Origin of the sequence: Pseudoduganella sp. UC29_106, assembly GCF_044055365.1 — a bacterium.
GTDB lineage: Bacteria > Pseudomonadota > Gammaproteobacteria > Burkholderiales > Burkholderiaceae_D > Rugamonas.
This window is the reverse complement of sequence record NZ_CP171977.1, coordinates 3,198,925-3,215,943: the sequence shown is the minus strand read 5'-3', so window position 1 is coordinate 3,215,943 and position 17,019 is coordinate 3,198,925. Positions and strand designations below refer to the sequence as shown.

Sequence of the window (17,019 nt, the reverse complement as noted above, 5' to 3'; positions counted from 1 at the left end):
AAAATAAGAGTATAGGTCCAAACTGGCAGGCCGTTTATAATCGGAGCCCATCTCCGCTTGCCAAAGACAACAATGACCGACACGGAAGCCACGCCGCAAAGCGGCCGCAAACCACGCGCCGATGCAGAGCGCAATCGTCAACTGCTGCTGGATATCGCTAAGACCAAGTTCGCGGTGAAAGGCGGCGCCGCCACGCTGGATGAAATCGCGAAGGCGGCCGGTGTCGGCATCGGCACGCTTTACCGCCACTTCCCCACGCGTGAGGCCTTGCTGGAACAGGTTTATCGCAATGAGAGCGACCAGCTGGCCGCAGCGGCGCACTCGCTGAAGGAAGGACATCCGCACTGGGAAGCGCTGCGCCAATGGCTGCTGCTGTTCGCTGACTACCTCGCAAACAAGCAGCTGATGTCCGAAGCGGTCAACGCTTCGCCGGCGGCGGGGCCGCAATTGAACGAAGCAGTCAACCTGCTGGTTGCGAATGCCGAAGGAAAATCCGGGCGCCAGTTGCCGTTGACCGGGCCCGAAATGCTCGCTGCCATCGCCGGCGTGGTCAATGTCGGCGGAAGGGCCGACCGTGGCGCCGGCGCCCAGGGCCTGGTGGACATCATGGTCCTGGGCATGCAACGCACCTGAAACTCAGGCCCGCCCTACTTTCTGGCTTGCCCAGTAGCCGTAATCGACGTCGATGTTTTCCATCAGGGCCACCAGATTCGTGGCCTGATTGGTCAACAGCACCGCCGATTGCGACATCAGGTTGCAGTGCTTTTCCATCAGCTTCGACATGGTGTTCGCCTGACGGATCTGGGCGTAATCCTCGGCGAGAATCGCACAGCCCTGCTTCCAGTCCTGTGCTTGCATCTGCAGACGCTTCACGACCGCAGCCTGCAACTGCATCCATTCATTCCAGACGACCGGGTCCCAGAGGCGCATTGCCAGGCCCATGGTCAGCGCCCCGTTGCTCAAGGCTCGGGCGGCCTGCTTTTGCGCCAGCCTTTGCGTGGCCATCGCGTGCGCGACCGGCGCCATTGCGCCGGCAGCGAACAGCGCATGTTCAGCCGGCACGCCGGGTTTATCGATAGAGTTCAATCCAACAACGACGGGAAGCTTGCTCATGACATCCTCCTGGGAGCTGCTTAACCGCGCAGGCGGTCGAGCATGGCGTGAATGGCTTTGATCTGGACAGCGTTGCGCGAATAGTAAGGCGTCTTCGGGTCCCGCGTTGTGTAGCCCCACCAGTCCCAGCAACCGTCCGGGTTCTGGATTTCGCCGTTATCGGTGCCTTCGGCCTGCGGGTAGAGGACGATGATGTCGTTGCTTTCCGCGATATGGTTGTAGCCGGTTGTGGTGAAGTAGCGGTTGCCGTACGGCGGCTGGTTGGAGATGTCGGCGCGGCCGTTGACGTAGTCGGTGTAGTTGTAGCCCTGCTTGCAGCCATGCAGTGCGATGTGCACGCGCGGCTCTTTCACGTCGCCGGTCACCACCCGCGATGGAATATAGGCATAGCCGAAGCGGCTCATGCTGGCCCAGGGCATATCCTCGCCCAGGAATTCGGTCTGGTCGAAGCGGACCATCTGGCCGGTCAAGTGTTCCGCGGCCGGTTTCAGGCCGGAGTAGATGTGGCGCAGGATGTCATGCGACTGCATGAAGCCGCCGTTGTTGATGTACGGGGGCTGGTTCGCGGCCAGTTCGGAGTCTTCGGGATTGTCCGTAATGATGCTGTGGCCCGCCGGCACATTGTCGTGATAGATGATGCTGTCCTGCTTCACGCCCAGCATTTCGTAGAACTGGCGGGTTCTCGCCACCACATCCGAATAGACCACTTCATCGGCGCTGCCGGTGAAGATGTAGACGCGGTCGTCGGCCAGGTTTTCCACGTCATCGATCAGGCCTGCCCTGGCGGTTTCACGCGCCATATTCACCAGACGGCTTGCATCCGGCGTGGTTTGCGGGATCAGGGGATTCATGCAGATATACAGGGAGTTCTCGATGCAGGAGTCCTCCGCTGTCACCAGCTCGTTGCTGCGATAGGTTTCGGCGCAGCGGAAAGGACCGCCGGCGATGATGCCGGCGCCGGCGAAGCTGGACGAATGCGCCAGGTGCAGCTGCACGGTCATGAACGCTCCGGACGACAGACCGGAGATCGAGTTATTCCGTTTTGAAGCTTTATACGATCCTAGTTGGACAATCTTCCCGTTTGCATTTGCAACCATCGTGATCCTCCTGATTAGCTTGCGAAGAAAACTTGCGGGTGACTTGGCCTGTGTGAAGCAGCCGAGGGTGAAGCGGTATTCTGCTATCAGCTTGATGAAGGACTTTGCGATTTATCAAGATACCCGAAGTCTATGAAATGCAAGCTGAATTATTTTCACTGGAAGAGCGCAGGCGCTGAAGGCAAGGCATGCACGGCGGATCGAATGATCCGCCCTACGCCTTAGAGGAGTTTTTGGATGAAGGGGGCGAGACGGGTGATCGCGAGTTCCAGTTCGCTGGTGGAGGCGGCGTATGAGAGGCGCACGTGGTCGGCAGCCGAGCATTGGCCAAAGTCGTTGCCCGGCGTGAGCGCGACGTGGGCTTCGTGGAGCGCACGCTCGCAAAAGTCCATGGAATTCAGGCCCGTCTGGCTGACATCGATATAGACATAGAAGGCGCCGTCCGGTTCGACCGGTACATTCAGGCCGATGCGTTTAAGACCGGTGACGATCAGTTCACGGCGGCGCGCGAGGTCCGCCCTGCGCTCCTCGCATACCGCCAGCGACTCAGGCTCGAAGCAGGCCAGCGCCGCATACTGCGTGGGCGCCGAGGGACAGATATAGTAATTCTGCGCCAGGCGTTCCATCACCGGCACCATTTCTTCCGGCACGATGGCCCACCCCAGGCGCCAGCCTGTCATGCCGAAATACTTGGAGAAGCTGTTGATCACGATGGCTTCTGGATCTTGCTTCAGGATGCTGAGGGCACGATGGTCGCCGTAGGTCAGGCCGAGATAGATTTCGTCAACGATGCGCCAGGCGCCACGCTCTTTTGCGAACGCACACAGTGCGGCCAGTTCAGCCTCGGGCACGGAGGTACCGGTCGGGTTGGACGGCGTGGCGATCATCAGGCCGCGCGTCTGCGCGCTCCAGTGGCTGCGCACCAGTTCTTCATTGAGCTGGAAGCGGCTTTCCGCCGTGGTGGGCACCAGCTTGACCTGGGCGCCAAAGCTGGACATGAAGTGCCGGTTGCAGGGATAGGATGGATCGCCCACCAGCACTTCGTCGCCAGGGTTGACCAGCGCGGCGGAAGCCAGCAGCAGCGCCGCCGACGCGCCGGCGGTAACAACCACGCGCGAAGCGTCTACGGATACGCCGTAGTTGGAGCGGTAAAAGTCCGCAATGGCTGCCCGCAGCGGCGGAATGCCGAGCGCCGCGGTATAGGAAGTGTGGCCGCCTTCGATTGCTTCATGCATCGCTTTTACAACCAGCGGCGGCGCGTCGAAGTCGGGTTCACCGATATTCAGTTTGATGATGTGATGGCCCTGCGCTTCCAGCGCGGCCGCATGCTTGCCGAACTCCATTGCGAAAAATGGCGCAACGGCGTCGGTTCTATCTGCCAGTTTCATTTGGTCCCTGCGAGGCGTTGATCTTACTACCCCGAGTGTACCAAACTGCATCAGGGCCAGCGTTTTCTGCGTAGCCGCGGGTGCGCCGCCAGGCCATTGGCCGCCGCGCGTCCCATCTGGTCCGCCTCGTCCTCGAGCTCCCGGTCCTCAACCACGGCCACGCCGGCGCCGAACGGGTTGCGTACGCGCCCTGCCCGTTGCTGGACCACATGCGCCAGTTCATGGCCCAGCAGTTGCTGGCCGCGCATCGAGTACGGATCATATTGGCCCGGTGCGAAATAGAGGTCGGAACCGCGCGCAAAGGCTACGGCGCCGATCGCGCCGGCTTCGGGGCCGACGTGCACCCTGATGTCGGAGAAGGTCGCACCGAAGGCGGCTTCCATCTTGTGCAGGACAGCCGAAGGCAAAGGCTGCCCATTGACCTTGCCTGAACCAGCCAGGCGGACCGGCACCAGCAAGGCGCTGCCATTGGCCTGGCGCTGGACGATGCCGCGCCGTTTCCTGATCGCTCCGGCCTGGAAACTGCACTGTATGACGTTATGTGACACGGTGAGGTCTCCTCTAAATTGGCGCTCAGCGTTACGCACGCATCAGCTAAGACTGAGCAGCCATTTTGCTTGGTTTTATTTCGGAGAAGTCTCGCCAAATGTAACCAATAAAGCATTTATTTTTAATAATAATCAATAGCATACGAAAAGTTCCCAACGCCGGGTAGGACTACGCTGACACGCCCGCGGGCGTGTGGCTGATGACTCTGTTGTGTTACCGGGAATAGACTTTTGACTGGGGGACTATGTCCCCACAGCTTTGCAGGTTACGCAGCTATGGAAAATGTAGTACTGATTATTGACGACAACCGCGACACTGTTGACACCCTGACTGCCCTGTTCATCCAGCACGGCTGGCTGACCGAACGCGCCTACAACGGCCGCGATGGCATCGCAGCGGTTGCCCAGCTGATGCCGGCCTACGTCATTTCGGATCTCGCCATGCCGGGCATGAGCGGTTATGACGTGGCCGAAGAACTGCGGCGCACCTACGGCGAGCGCTGCCCCATCCTTATCGCATTGACGGGCTGGGACGATCAGGGCGTTGCAGACCAGGCGATGGCGGCGGGCTTCAGTATTGTCTTGAACAAGCCGCTGCAATTCGACCAGCTGATGTCCGCCATGAAGATCGCGCCGCTGGCCGAAGCTGAACTGCCCTTGCAGCCATCATCCCCGTCTTCAAGCTGACTTGCCCGAAGCGATAACCGCGGCGCCGGCCAGTGCCAGCCCGACACCGGCGATGTCGCGCCAGTTCGGGGTGATCCCATCCACCAGCCATAGCCAGCCGATTGCCGACGCAATGTACACCGCGCCATAAGCCGCGTACACCCGGCCGCTGGCCGCCGGATGCAGCGTAAGGAGCCACACGAAGACCGTGAGGCTGACCGCGGCGATCGGCACCAGCCACACGGGACCTTTTCCGCTCAGCCACAGCAGCGGCAGGTAACAACCTATGAGTTCCGCGATGGCCGTCGCGAAGAAAAGGCCAATGGCGCGCAGCAGCGCAGGGATATCGGTCATGCGTTATTCACATTGGTTTTATCGGGGCCGCCAGCGGCGCAGCAGGTAGTACGCAGCCGGAACCACGAGCATGGACAAAAGCGGAGCCGTAATCATACCGCCAACCATCGGCGCTGCAATGCGCTGCATGACCTCCGAGCCGGGCGCATGGCCGAACATGACGGGCATCAGGCCAGCCACGATCACGGCCACTGTCATCGCCTTCGGTCTCACACGCAGCAAGGCGCCCTCCTCGATCGCTTCGCGCAGCCCCGCATCGCCGGTGTCGGCTGCATCGAGCCGGGCCTCCCAGGCATGCTTAAGATAAAGCAGCATGATCACGCCAAATTCCGCCGCCACGCCGGCCAGCGCAATCAGGCCCACGCCGCCGGCAATCGACAAGTGATGGCCGAGTATCCACAGCAGCCACACTGCGCCGGCCAGCGAAAACGGCAGCGTAGCCATGATCAGCAGCGCTTCATCCACACGGCGGAAGGTCAGGTAGAGCAACAGGAAAATGATTGCCAGGGTGGCGGGAACAACGATCTGCAGGCGAGCCGCGGCCCGCTCCAGGTATTCGAACTGGCCCGACCAGGCGATAGAGTAGCCCGGCGGCAGCTTCACTTTCTGCGCCACGGCATATTGCATGTCGCGCACGGCGCTCCCCAGGTCCCGCTCGTGGATGTCGATGTAGACCCAGCCGGACGGCCGCGCGTTCTCGCTCTTGATCATTGGCGGCCCATCCTCGATCCGCACAGAGGCGACATCGCCCAGCTGGATCTGCGCGCCTTTTGGCGTGAGCACCGGTAGCCGGCGCAGCGCGTCGACCGAATCGCGCCACTCCCGCGGATAGCGCACATTGATCGGGAAGCGCTGCAGGCCCTCCACCGTTTCGCCGATATTTTCACCACCGATGGCGCTGGCCACCACACTCTGCACATCCGCCACATTCAGGCCATAGCGCGCAGCAGAGCGGCGGTCGATGTCGATATTCACGTAGCGCCCGCCCGTCAGCCGTTCGGCCAACGCCGAGCGCACGCCCGGCACGCCTTGCACCGCATGCTCGACCTGCGAGGCGATCCGGTCTATCTCGGCCAGGTCGGTGCCGGCGATCTTCACGCCAACGGGACTCTTGATGCCGGTGGCCAGCATGTCGATGCGATTGCGGATAGGCGGCACCCAGACGTTGGAAAGGCCTGGCACCTTGACGATCCGGTCCAGTTCCTCGACCAGCTTATCGGGCGTCATGCCCGGCCGCCATTGCTCGCGCGGCTTGAAGCGTATCGTGGTCTCGAACATTTCCAGCGGCGCCGGATCGGTTGCCGTTTCCGCGCGGCCTGCCTTGCCGAATACGCTTTCCACTTCAGGCACGGTACGGATCAGGCGGTCCGTCTGCTGCAGCAATTCCAAGACCTTGCCGATGCCGATGCCCGGCAAGGCGCTCGGCATATACAGCAAATCCCCTTCGTCCATCGCCGGAATGAACTCGCCGCCCAGGCGCGACAAGGGCCACAGCGAGAGCACGGCAAACAGCGCCGCGAACACCAGCGTCAATTTCGGAGCGCGCAGCACGGCCCTGAGCAGGGGCGCATAAGCGGCCGCCAGCCAGCGGTTCAGCGGATTGCGGGACTCGGCCGGAATCGGACCGCGAATCAGGAGCCCCATCAGCACCGGCACCAGCGTCACGGACAGCATGGCGCCGGCGGCCATCGCGTAGGTCTTGGTGAAGGCCAGCGGTGAGAACAGGCGCCCTTCCTGCGCTTCCAGCGTGAACACGGGAATAAAGGACAGCACGATGATCAGCATGGAAAGAAAGAGCGCCGGCCCCACTTCAATCGCTGCGTCGCCGATCACGCGCCAATGCTCAGCACCCGCCAGCTCCTCACCCGGGTGGGCGTGACGCCAGGCCTCGATATGCTTGTGCGCGTTCTCGATCATGACCACGGCCGCATCCACCATCGCGCCAATCGCAATCGCAATGCCGCCCAGCGACATGATATTGGCATTCACACCCTGGTAATGCATGATCAGGTAAGAAGCCAGCACGCCCAGCGGCAGCGTGATGATCGCCACGAGGGCCGAGCGTGCGTGCAGCAGAAACAGCGCGCAGACGATGGCAACGACCACGAACTCCTCCAGCAGCTTGTGTTCGAGGTTCGTCACCGCGCCGCGAATCAGCTGCGAGCGGTCGTAAGTCGTCACGATTTCCACCCCTCGGGGCAGGCTGGCGCGCAACTGTTCCAGCTTGGCTTTCACTGCCGTTATCGTCTCCAACGCATTCTTCCCCGAACGCATGACGATCACACCGCCCGCCACTTCGCCCTCCCCGTTCAGTTCCGCCACGCCGCGCCGCGTCTCCGGCCCGATATGGACGGTAGCGACGTCGCCCAGCGTTACAGCCACGCCGGCGGCGTTTGCGTTCAGCGGGATCTGGCGGAAGTCGTCGAGCGATTTCAGGTAGCCTGATGCGCGCACCATGTATTCGGCTTCGCCCATTTCCAGTACAGACCCGCCGCTTTCCTGGTTGGCGCGCTGCACTGCCTCCACCACCTGCGCATGCGTGACGTTCAGCGCCCGCATGCGCACCGGGTCGAGCTGGATCTGGTACTGCCGCACCATGCCGCCGATACTCGCCACTTCGGCCACGTTGGGCACGGTCTTCAGCTCATATTTCAGGAACCAGTCCTGCAAGGCACGCAACTGGCCCAGGTCCAGTTTGCCGCTGCGGTCGACCAGGGCGTATTCGAAGATCCAGCCGACACCGGTGGCATCCGGCCCCAGCGAAGGCCGCGCCTGGGCCGGAAGCCGCGACTGCACCTGGTTCAGGTATTCCAGCACACGCGATCGCGCCCAGTACGGGTCCGTGCGGTCGTCAAACAGCACATAGACGAAAGAGTCGCCGTAGAAGGAATATCCGCGCACCGTTTTGGCTCCCGGCACGGAGAGCATGGTCGTGGTCAGCGGGTAGGTGACCTGGTTTTCGACCAGTTGCGGCGCCTGGCCCGGATAGCTGGTGCGGATGATCACTTGCGTGTCCGACAGGTCCGGAATCGCATCCAGCGGCGTGCGCAGTAGAGCCCACACGCCCCACGCAGCCAGCACTACTGTCGCCAGCAGGACCAGGAAGCGGTTGGCGATCGACCATCGGATAAGGCGCGCAATCATTTATGGTCTCCATGCCCTTCGGCCGGCGCCGCCATGCGCGCTTCCACGCCGCGCAGGCTGGCTTCGGAGTCCACCAGGAATTGGGACGATGTCACCACGCGCTGGCCCGCCTTCACGCCGGCGCGTATCTCCACCTGGCCGCCGCTTTCCGCGCCCAGTTCAACATCGACTGGCTCAAAGCCCCCTTCATCGTTTTCGATGAACACCACACTGCGCTTGCCGGTGCGGATGACGGCCTCCGATGGCGCCAGCAGCATTGTACGCGCGGCCGCCGGGGCAAAACTCACGTTGGCGAACATGCCCGGCACCAGGCGCATGCCGGGATTGGACAGCTCGATACGCACCTTGCGCGTGCGCGTGGCTGGATCGATATCGGGCAGCACCGCTGATACGCGGCCCTCAAGCGTCTGTCCCGGCATCGCAGCGGTACGCACCTGCGCTTTAACACCTGGCTGCAGCGCCGCGCCGGCGCTTTCAGCGACCTCCGCATGGACCCAGACGCTGCCGGTGCCATTCAACTTGAACAGCGGCGCACCCGCGCTGGCGGTCATGCCTTCGCGCGCACCAAGTTCGGCCACCACGGCACTTTCCGGCGCTGTGACCGTGACGCGCGCGTTGACCTTGCCGCTGCGTTCCACGGACTGGATCTGTTCTTCCGTCATGCCCGCGAGCCGCATGCGCTGGCGGGCCGCATCGGCGATGCCGCTTATTCCGTCCGCCTGCAGCCGCCGCGCCGCAAGGTATTCCTCCTGGGCTGCGACAAAGTCCGGCACATACAGCTCGGCCAGCGGCTGGCCTTTCCGCACTTGCGCGAACTGCGTGCGCACGAACAGTCGCTCTACGATGCCTGCGCTGCGCGCCTGCACCAGGAACATCCGGCTCTCGTCCCAGGCCACGGTGCCTACCGCGTCCACGGCGGAGGCGAGCTGGCCTTCCTTCACCTCCGCGGTGCGCACGCCGAGATTCTGGCGCGTGCGGGCGTCGATCGCCACGCCGCTCGCCGCGCCTTCGCCGGCATAGACGGGGACTAACTGCATGTCCATGAAAGGCGACTTGCCCGGCTTGTCGAAGCGCTGGCCGGGCACCATCGGATCGTGCCAGTAGAGCGGTTTGCGGGCATCCTGCGGCGCCGATGCCTGCGCCGGTGCGGGTTGTGCGCCTTGTCCGTGCTGCAGTCCAGCCCAATAGGCGGCGCCGACTGCAGCCAGTGCGGCAGCGACGGAAGCGGAAATAATCGCCGCGCGTTTCATGGCTGGCCTCCCGCTTTCAGATAATTCAACTGCACCCAGGCCTTTGCCATCGCCGCCTCGGCGTCGACCGCCTGCAGGCGCGTATCGACCGCTGCGCGGCGTGCCGCCAGCACATCGGCGAGAGCAGCCTTGCCGCCGCGGTACTCGGCCAGCACGGCTTCCTGCCTGCGCTCAGCCAGCGGCAGCGTCGTGTCGCGGTACTGCGTCACGCGCGCAACGCCGGCCTGCCATTCGGCCAACTGCGACTGCGCCATTGCCGCCAGCTCGCGCTGCGCTTCCTCGAGTTCGGCCTGCGCCTGCTGCTCCTGCAGCCGGCGGGCCGCAATCTCGCGATTCTGTCGCTTGTCCCTATCCCACTGCAGCGGCACGGACACCCCGAAGGAAACCATGTTTGAATAGCCCGACCCGCGCTGCTGGAAGGCCACTTCGACGCTCCAGTCCTGTTTGCGCGCGGCTTGTGCCAGGCCGCTTTCAGCCTTGGCGATCTGCTCCTGGCCATGCAGGGCCGCGAGATGCGGATGGTCCCACACATTTGGCGACGCGCCGGCGCTCATGTCCGGCAAGGGGTCCCAACTTCTCCAGTCCAGCATCGCCGACCCAGCGCCGCAGCGCGGTCTGTGCCACCTGAACTCGACGCGCGGATTCGATACGGCGCTCGGCAATCTGGCTAACGCCCATCTCGGCTGAGACCTGGTCGGCCAGCGTGGCGCGCCCGCCGCTTAAGGCGCTGCGCGTCGCATCGACTTCCTGCTTCGACTGGACTTCGAGTGTGGCAAGCTGCTTGTCGCTCTCGCGTGCGAAATACAGTTCCAGCCAGGCCAGCGCCGTATCGCGCTCAAGGGCGGCGGACAGCGCACGCTTCTCTGAAAGTGCACGCGCCGCCTCGGCTTCGTAGCGCTCTGCGCGCCAGCGGCGCTTCTCGCTGCTGGTGAGCTCCTGCGAGATGCCGATACGGCGCATGGTCATGAAATCGGCGCCCAGCGACAGGCGGTCGGCGCCGGAAACCGGCAGGTTGTCGATGCCGGCCTTCAGGACGGGATCGGGCAGCTGGCCCGCGGCGACAGCCAGATCGCGTGCGGCGGCGGCTGCAAAGTCCTGGGCCGGCAGGCTGCGCGAGCGGGCCAGGGCCAGCCTTTGGGCGGATTCAAGGGTGAGAATGTCGGATGCAGTCGCGCAGGCGGCGACGGCGAACAGGCAACACGCGCCCGACAGCGCGCGCAAGGAAATATACATGGTGAGACAGCTCCGAAGCGTTGATAAGGCGCGCATCGCCAATGGCGACGGCGCTCCGTCAGGCGATCGGAGGTGTCAAATGCGGAAGCAGCAGTTCGCTATGGCCAGCGGCGGCGCCGTAGCCCTTGCGAGCTGCGGATGGGCGAATCCATCGGCTCTTTGCGGAAAGGATGGCTCCGCTGCGACGCCAGCAAGGTATGCTAGTCCGCCTGGCGCGACTGGCACAACGGGCGGCAATTCGGCCTTGTCGGACAATTGCTGCTTGGGCTGGCAGTGCGATTTGCAGAGCGAAGGCTGGGTTTCGTCCATGCCGGTGCAACCGGGCATATTCGCCATCATCTCTTCCTGCGCCGCGGTGTCCACTTTCGGGCAGGCATAGGCCGCCACCGCCAGTTGCATGCACAGCATGCCAAACAGGGCGAGTACGACTGCGAACCAGCGGGTGCGGCGACAGAATCTCATGGCCGGGATGCTACCACGGCCATCCCCTTTTGTGCTTGACCTTCCTGCCGTGGGAAGGTCTATATTAAGCGTTACCTAAGAAAGGACCGTCATGAAGAAACTCATTCTTGCAGCGATGATCGCCATCTCCGCCACGGCCAGCGCCGCGCCCATCATCAACGTGTACAAGTCACCCACCTGCGGCTGCTGCGGCGCATGGATCAAGCATTTGCGGGACAATGGCCTGGAAGTCGCTGCACACGATGTTGCCAACCCCGGCGAAATGCGCGCGAAAATGGGTATGCCAGAAGAAATGGGTTCCTGCCACACCGCCGTGGTTGAAGGCTATGCCATCGAAGGCCATGTGCCGGCAGCAGACATCAAGCGCTTGCTCTCATCCAGGCCCAAGGTCATCGGCCTCGCCGTTCCCGGCATGCCGCATGGCTCTCCCGGCATGGAAGCCGACCGCAAGGATGCGTACAACGTTTATCTGGTCGCAGCCGGCAAACCCGTAAAGGTCTTCAAGCGTTATTCCTGAGTTCCAGGTGCAGGATCGGATAAGGATGACCGAAGCCGTCGAGCTCCGACCTGCTGGCCAGCGCGAAGCCCTTGTGCAGGTAGAAGCCCACGGCCTGGGGATTCTGTTCGTTGACATCGACCCGCACCGCGCCCAGCTCCTCAATCGCGTAACGCAGCAAGGCGCTGCCGACGCCCCGCCCATGCTGAGCCGGATCGACGAAGAGCATTTCCAGGCTGTCGCCTGAACAGCCCATGAAGGCGACGATCGTCCCTTGTTCGTCGCGCACGCAATGGATCGGCGTGAATTCGCCGAGCAACTGGCGCACCAGCGGCACCAGGTGCTGGATGCCCTCTTCACCCAGGAAATGGTGGGTGGCGCGCACTGCCCGCTCCCACACCTCAAACAGCTGGCCGGCATCGGCCGGGCTGGCAAGTTCTATCTTCATGATTTCAAAGCGCTGATAGCAAGGTTGGCGATGGCGAGCAAGGTCGCCGGCCTGGCGCCGGCCTTGGCGCTGACTTTCATGCCGGACAGCGTCGACGCGATGAAGGCCACTGCCTCCGCAATATTGGCGTCGGCACGCATTTCGCCCGCCGCCACAGCATCGCGCAGCACCTGCTCGACCGCCTTGTTCAACATTTTACTGCTGGCGTCGCGCAAGGCATTGACATCGGGGTCGCCCAGGCCGAACTCGCATACGGCATTCACGCCCATGCAGCCTTTGGCATTGTCCTTCTCTGGCCGCGCAGCGAAAGTAAACAGCATGTTCGCCAACCCTTCCAGCGCGGTCCCAGCCTGCAGGCTGCGCAGCAACTCGCCGACACTGCTCTCGTTATACTGTCGCAGCGCTTCGAGGTAGAGTGCATGCTTGTCGCCGAAGGTGTCATACATGCTCTGGCGACCAATCTGCATCGCTTCCAGCAGGTCGGCGGTGGACGTGCCCGCGTAACCCTTCAGCCAGAACACAGCCATGGCCTTGTTCAGCGCTTCCGCGCGGTCGAATTCCCTCGGTCTTGCCATGGCAGTGCTTCACTCCTTTATCAAGCGGTATAGCCGCCGTCGATGGTCAGGCTGGCGCCGGTGACAAAAGCCGCTTCCGGACCGGCCAGGTAGGCGACCATTCCCGCGATTTCCTCGGGACGGCCCACGCGGCGCAGCGGAATCATACCCTTAATTGCCTCGGCATGAGGACCGTCGGACGGGTTCATGTCCGTTTCAGTCGGTCCGGGCTGCACATTGTTGACCGTGATGCCGCGTGGCGCCAGGTCCAGCGCCATGCCACGCACCATTGCGGCCACGGCGCCCTTGGTCATCGAATACACGCTCGATGTCGGGAAAGCCACGCGCACGGAAGCGATGCTGCCGATCGAAATGATGCGGCCACCCTCGCCCATATGTTTCACTGCCGCCTGCGCCGCCACGAACAGGCCGCGCACGTTCACGTCGACCATGCGGTCGAAGTCTTCCAGCGGAAAGTCTTCCATTGGCGCCAGGCGCAGGATGCCGGCGTTGTTGACCAGGATGTCCAGCCGGCCGAAGTGGGCTGCAGCCTGCGCGACAGCGCCGCGCACCGCCTCCGCATCGCCGCTGTCGGCCTGGATCGCAAGCGCGCGCCCGCCGGAAGCCGTTATCGTCGCTTCCAGGTCCTGCGCCGTGCCAGCCGACGCCGCGTAAGTAAACGCTACCGACGCGCCTTCGCGCGCCAAGCGCTCCACGATGGCAGCGCCAATGCCGCGGGTACCGCCCATCACCAGGGCGACCTTGCCTTGCAAATTCTTGTTCATACCGTTTCCTTCAATGAGATTATGGATTGACTAGTCCAGAACAGGATAGGCATTCTGGATCAGTCAGTCAAGTACTATTCGGCGACTGTAATCGGTTTGTAATGATTCCGTCAGAGCTTCGTGGGCGGCCGGTGGACATACTGAAACCAGTTCACTCAATATGGAGCCCCGTTATGCGTCTCACGATGAAAGTCCTCGCTTCCGCCGCCCTAGCTGTTGGCATGATTGCGCCTGCCTTCGCCGAACCAGTCCGAAATATTGTGCTGGTGCATGGCCAGTTTGCCGACGCATCCGGCTGGCGCGCGATCTATGACATCCTGACAAAAGACGGCTACAACGTGAACATGGTCCAGGAGCCATTGACCTCCCTGGAAGAAGACGTGAACGCCACGGTGCGCGTGCTGCGCCGCCAGCCCGGCCCCAGCATCCTGGTCGGCCACAGCTACGGCGGCGCCGTGATCACCCAGGCCGGCAACGATCCGTATGTAGCGGGCCTGGTCTATATCGCAGCCCATGCACCGGACGATGGCGAGTCCACGGCCAGCAACAAGAACAAAATCCCGGGCCAGATCCGCACGCAGCTCACGCCGGATGGCTATGTTTTCGTCGATCCGGTCCACTTCCATGAGGACTTCGCCGCCGATCTGCCAAAGGCGGACGCCGAATTCATGGCGCGCTCGCAGATGCCGCCCAATGCGCGGGTCAATACCACCACCATCAGCAATCCGGCCTGGCGCAATAAGCCCAGCTGGTACATGGTGGCAAAGGAGGACCGCGCCATCAATCCGGAGCTGGAGCGCATGTACGCGGCGCGCGCAAAAGCGACGACGGTGGAAGTGCCCGGCAGCCACGCCATCTACATCTCGCATCCCAGGGAAGTGGCAGCCCTGATCGAGCAGGCGGCTGTCAAACTGGGGAACTGATAAGTGCTATCCTCCGGCTATGAAACAAGCGAAAGTGCGAACAGCATGAGAATTCTTGTCGTTGAAGACGAGTTCAAGAGCGCCGAATATATCCAGAACGGACTGACGGAATCCGGCTATGTGGTGGACGTGGCCCGCAACGGCCGCGATGGCCTCCACATGGCCAACGAATTCCGCTATGACCTGATCCTGCTGGACGTGATGATGCCCGAGATGGACGGCTGGGACGTGATGCGCCGCCTCAGCGGCAAGGAAACGCCGGTGCTCTTCCTCAGCGCGCGCGGCACGCTGGAGGACCGCCTGAAAGGCCTGGACCTGGGCGCGGACGATTACCTCGTCAAGCCCTTCTCCTTTGCCGAGCTGCTGGCGAAGATCCGCGTCGCGCTGCGCCGCGGCCGCCAGGTCAAGCAGGACGATGTGCTGCAGATCGCCGACCTGCAGGTCGACGTGCAGAAACGCCGCGTAACGCGTGGGGCAACCAAGCTCACGCTGACCAACAAGGAATTCAACCTGCTGCAGTTCTTCATGCAGAACCAGGGCCAGGTGCTTTCGCGCTCCCTCATTGCTTCCCGCGTTTGGGACATGAACTTCGACAGCGATACCAATGTGGTCGACGTGGCCGTGCGCCGGCTGCGCCAGAAGGTGGACGATCCCTTCGAAATCAAACTGATACATACTGTTTACGGCGTCGGCTACCGCTGCGAGGAAGAGGAATGAGACGTCCCTCCCTCGTTACCCGGCTCTCTCTCGCGCTCGCCCTTTTGACCTTTATGGCCGCCGGGGCGATTGGCTTTTTACTCTACGATCGCCTGTACACCCAGCTCAGCGTCCGCGACGACACCGCCCTTATCGCCCGCATCGACCAGATCCGCACCCTGCTGCGCGACGAAGATGCAATGGAGCTGATCGGCACCAAGCCCCAGCTCTTCGCCAATATGCTGGGCAACCAGGAAGCCCTGCTGGTCGTGAAGTACGCCGGCCAGCAGCCACTGATCGAAATCAACCCTGCCCGGGCCACGATTCCGGACCTGGTGCCGGTGCCCGCCCATGAAGCGCTGGCCCTGCGCGACGTGCACCACGCGCACGTCACGAACAATATCCCCTTCAGCGTCACGTCCGCCCTTGCCAAGACCACCGATCCGCAGCGCGACCTGGTCGTCATCTCCGGCCGCGTGATGGCGGAGCGCACGCGCATGCTGGCCGAATATCGCAACCGCGTGATTTTCATGGCGTTGGGCGGCGGCTTCCTTTCGGCGCTGCTGGCGTTTGCGCTCGCGCGCAAGGCGCTGGCGCCGGTAGGCCATCTGGCGGCACAGACCGCGTCCATCGGCGTGCGTAGCCTGTCGCGCCGCATCGAAACCGAGCAGGCGCCGCGCGAACTGCTGCCCCTGATCGATTCCTTCAACGGCATGCTGGGGCGCCTTGAAACAGGCTTTTCGCAACTGAGCCAGGTGTCGGCGGACATGGCGCACGACCTGCGCACGCCCGTCAACAATATGCTGGGCCAGATCGAAGTCGCCCTCGGCCACCGCCGCGACACGGACTATTACCAGAAGCTGCTCGGGTCCACCTTCGAGGAACTGCAGCGCCTTGCGCGCATGACGGACAGCATGCTCTTCCTGGCCCGCGCCGAACACGCGGACCACGCCATCGAACGCAAGACGCTGGACCTGCACGAGGAACTGGAGCGGGTATGCGAATACTTCGAAGGTCCGGCCGAGGACCGTCATGTCCGCGTCGTTTGCGAAGGTTCAGGCACGGTGTGGGCGGACCCCGAACCTGCTGCGGCGCGCGCTGGCCAACCTGCTGGCGAACGCGGTGCGCTATGCCAATGAGAGCTCCGAAATCAAGCTGAGGGCCGAACAGACCAGCGAAGGCACTACATTCACCGTCGAAAACCGGGGACCGACCATCGCGCCGGCCCACCTGGAGCGCATTTTCGACCGCTTCTACCGCGCGGACGCCTCGCGCACAGGCAGCGCCGAGTCCAGCGGGCTGGGGCTGTCCATCGTGCGCAGCATCATGTCCCTGCACCAGGGCAGCTGGCGCGCGTTCAGCGAAAGCGGCGTGACCCGGTTTGAAATCTTCTTCCCGGATGTCACCACTTTGTAATCCTTCCGTCATAGGAGCGTTGGGGGCCGGGCTCTAAAGTTGTATCCATCGACGACGCGTCGAAAACATACAAACTTCCAAGGAGCCTGACCATGAAATTCACCAAATCCCTGTTCGCTTTCGCCTTTGCCGCATCCGCTTTCGCCATGAACGCCAACGCAGGCGTGTTTGACGTGACCCCGAAAATCTATGGCGCGCCAGCCACCGCCAGCGCCGCCCAACGCATTATCGAAATCACGCCGGACACCAAATCGGTGCAGGTGACGAATGGCGAGACCGTCCAGTTCAACATCAACGGCGCACCGTTCACCTGGAAGTTCGACCTGTACCACCAGGAAGGCGTGCTGGATCTGGCAACAATCCTCCCGGCTGACCTGCAGGCGACGGGCGTGAAAGTCTACGTAAGCGAGAGCCCTGAATATCGCGCCATGTACCGCAACTGAGCG

21 protein-coding genes are annotated in these 17,019 nt (G+C 62.8%); 8 read left to right on the top strand and 13 right to left on the bottom strand.

Going from position 1 to position 17,019, the window contains the following annotated elements; all coding sequences use genetic code 11:
• Positions 1-72: 72 nt before the first annotated feature.
• Positions 73-633, top strand: coding sequence for a TetR/AcrR family transcriptional regulator (locus tag ACHMW6_RS16445; protein WP_395408135.1), 561 nt, complete (start codon positions 73-75; stop codon positions 631-633).
• Between the two features lie 3 nt (positions 634-636).
• Here ACHMW6_RS16445 and ACHMW6_RS16440 read toward each other — a convergent pair whose 3' ends face one another.
• The 4 genes from ACHMW6_RS16440 to ACHMW6_RS16425 all read right to left on the bottom strand — a co-directional run bounded on the left by ACHMW6_RS16440 (position 637) and on the right by ACHMW6_RS16425 (position 4,146).
• Positions 637-1,113, bottom strand: a complete 477-nt coding sequence (locus tag ACHMW6_RS16440) for a hypothetical protein (RefSeq protein ID WP_395408134.1) — start codon at positions 1,111-1,113, stop codon at positions 637-639.
• 20 nt (positions 1,114-1,133) lie between these two features.
• On the bottom strand, positions 1,134-2,114 hold the full coding sequence (locus tag ACHMW6_RS16435; RefSeq protein ID WP_395408133.1) for a poly(3-hydroxybutyrate) depolymerase: 981 nt from the start codon (positions 2,112-2,114) through the stop codon (positions 1,134-1,136).
• Between the two features lie 317 nt (positions 2,115-2,431).
• Positions 2,432-3,598, bottom strand: a complete 1,167-nt coding sequence (locus tag ACHMW6_RS16430) for a pyridoxal phosphate-dependent aminotransferase (RefSeq protein ID WP_395408132.1) — start codon at positions 3,596-3,598, stop codon at positions 2,432-2,434.
• Positions 3,599-3,648: 50 nt separating this feature from the next.
• The gene (locus tag ACHMW6_RS16425; RefSeq protein WP_395408131.1) at positions 3,649-4,146 is read right to left on the bottom strand and encodes a DUF4157 domain-containing protein; all 498 of its coding nucleotides are present in this window, start codon (positions 4,144-4,146) and stop codon (positions 3,649-3,651) included.
• 276 nt (positions 4,147-4,422) lie between these two features.
• Here ACHMW6_RS16425 and ACHMW6_RS16420 point away from each other — a divergent pair, with 276 nt between their 5' ends.
• Positions 4,423-4,833 (top strand): response regulator, encoded by a 411-nt coding sequence (locus ACHMW6_RS16420; RefSeq protein WP_395408129.1) that lies wholly within the window; start codon positions 4,423-4,425, stop codon positions 4,831-4,833.
• On the opposite strand, the gene ACHMW6_RS16415 is transcribed toward ACHMW6_RS16420, so the two are convergent.
• The 6 genes from ACHMW6_RS16415 to ACHMW6_RS16390 all read right to left on the bottom strand — a co-directional run bounded on the left by ACHMW6_RS16415 (position 4,825) and on the right by ACHMW6_RS16390 (position 11,255).
• Positions 4,825-5,166, bottom strand: coding sequence for a YnfA family protein (locus ACHMW6_RS16415; RefSeq protein ID WP_395408127.1), 342 nt, complete (start codon positions 5,164-5,166; stop codon positions 4,825-4,827). The genes ACHMW6_RS16420 and ACHMW6_RS16415 overlap by 9 nt on opposite strands.
• 18 nt (positions 5,167-5,184) lie before the next feature.
• A complete protein-coding gene (locus ACHMW6_RS16410) occupies positions 5,185-8,310 on the bottom strand; it encodes an efflux RND transporter permease subunit (protein ID WP_395408126.1) in 3,126 nt (1,041 codons plus the stop codon).
• Entirely contained in the window at positions 8,307-9,560 is a 1,254-nt protein-coding gene (locus ACHMW6_RS16405; protein WP_395408125.1) for an efflux RND transporter periplasmic adaptor subunit, read from the bottom strand. The genes ACHMW6_RS16410 and ACHMW6_RS16405 overlap by 4 nt, the downstream gene beginning before the upstream one ends.
• Positions 9,557-10,090 (bottom strand): TolC family protein, encoded by a 534-nt coding sequence (locus ACHMW6_RS16400; RefSeq protein WP_395408124.1) that lies wholly within the window; start codon positions 10,088-10,090, stop codon positions 9,557-9,559. Before ACHMW6_RS16400 ends, ACHMW6_RS16405 begins: the two co-directional genes overlap by 4 nt.
• Positions 10,032-10,793 carry a TolC family protein gene (locus ACHMW6_RS16395; protein WP_395408122.1) on the bottom strand — a complete coding sequence of 254 codons (762 nt, stop codon included), beginning with the start codon at positions 10,791-10,793 and terminating at the stop codon, positions 10,032-10,034. The genes ACHMW6_RS16400 and ACHMW6_RS16395 overlap by 59 nt, the downstream gene beginning before the upstream one ends.
• Before the next feature lie 75 nt (positions 10,794-10,868).
• Positions 10,869-11,255: a hypothetical protein gene (locus ACHMW6_RS16390; RefSeq protein ID WP_395408121.1), complete on the bottom strand. Its 387-nt coding sequence runs from the start codon at positions 11,253-11,255 to the stop codon at positions 10,869-10,871.
• Positions 11,256-11,346: 91 nt separating this feature from the next.
• Between ACHMW6_RS16390 and ACHMW6_RS16385 the strand changes: the two genes are divergently transcribed.
• Positions 11,347-11,772: a DUF411 domain-containing protein gene (locus ACHMW6_RS16385; protein WP_395408120.1), complete on the top strand. Its 426-nt coding sequence runs from the start codon at positions 11,347-11,349 to the stop codon at positions 11,770-11,772.
• Here ACHMW6_RS16385 and ACHMW6_RS16380 read toward each other — a convergent pair.
• Genes ACHMW6_RS16380 through ACHMW6_RS16370 form a run of 3 tightly spaced genes read right to left on the bottom strand, consistent with a single transcriptional unit; the run spans position 11,756 to position 13,538 of the window.
• Positions 11,756-12,199: a GNAT family N-acetyltransferase gene (locus ACHMW6_RS16380; protein ID WP_395408119.1), complete on the bottom strand. Its 444-nt coding sequence runs from the start codon at positions 12,197-12,199 to the stop codon at positions 11,756-11,758. The two genes, ACHMW6_RS16385 and ACHMW6_RS16380, sit on opposite strands and share 17 nt — an antisense overlap.
• Positions 12,196-12,774 carry a TetR/AcrR family transcriptional regulator gene (locus ACHMW6_RS16375; protein ID WP_395408117.1) on the bottom strand — a complete coding sequence of 193 codons (579 nt, stop codon included), beginning with the start codon at positions 12,772-12,774 and terminating at the stop codon, positions 12,196-12,198. Before ACHMW6_RS16375 ends, ACHMW6_RS16380 begins: the two co-directional genes overlap by 4 nt.
• Before the next feature lie 20 nt (positions 12,775-12,794).
• Positions 12,795-13,538, bottom strand: coding sequence for a 3-oxoacyl-ACP reductase family protein (locus ACHMW6_RS16370; protein ID WP_395408116.1), 744 nt, complete (start codon positions 13,536-13,538; stop codon positions 12,795-12,797).
• Positions 13,539-13,711: 173 nt separating this feature from the next.
• On the opposite strand from ACHMW6_RS16370, the gene ACHMW6_RS16365 reads away from it, so the two are divergent.
• The 5 genes from ACHMW6_RS16365 (at position 13,712) to ACHMW6_RS16345 (ending at position 17,016) form a co-directional block, all read left to right on the top strand.
• Complete coding sequence (locus tag ACHMW6_RS16365) at positions 13,712-14,461, top strand: alpha/beta hydrolase (protein ID WP_395408115.1); 750 nt, start codon at positions 13,712-13,714, stop codon at positions 14,459-14,461.
• Between the two features lie 45 nt (positions 14,462-14,506).
• On the top strand, positions 14,507-15,178 hold the full coding sequence (locus ACHMW6_RS16360; protein ID WP_395408114.1) for a heavy metal response regulator transcription factor: 672 nt from the start codon (positions 14,507-14,509) through the stop codon (positions 15,176-15,178).
• Positions 15,175-16,296 carry a histidine kinase dimerization/phospho-acceptor domain-containing protein gene (locus ACHMW6_RS16355; RefSeq protein ID WP_395408113.1) on the top strand — a complete coding sequence of 374 codons (1,122 nt, stop codon included), beginning with the start codon at positions 15,175-15,177 and terminating at the stop codon, positions 16,294-16,296. Before ACHMW6_RS16360 ends, ACHMW6_RS16355 begins: the two co-directional genes overlap by 4 nt.
• Positions 16,280-16,573 (top strand): ATP-binding protein, encoded by a 294-nt coding sequence (locus ACHMW6_RS16350; protein WP_395408112.1) that lies wholly within the window; start codon positions 16,280-16,282, stop codon positions 16,571-16,573. Before ACHMW6_RS16355 ends, ACHMW6_RS16350 begins: the two co-directional genes overlap by 17 nt.
• A 92-nt stretch (positions 16,574-16,665) precedes the next feature.
• A complete protein-coding gene (locus ACHMW6_RS16345) occupies positions 16,666-17,016 on the top strand; it encodes a CzcE family metal-binding protein (protein ID WP_395408111.1) in 351 nt (116 codons plus the stop codon).
• Positions 17,017-17,019: the final 3 nt, after the last annotated feature.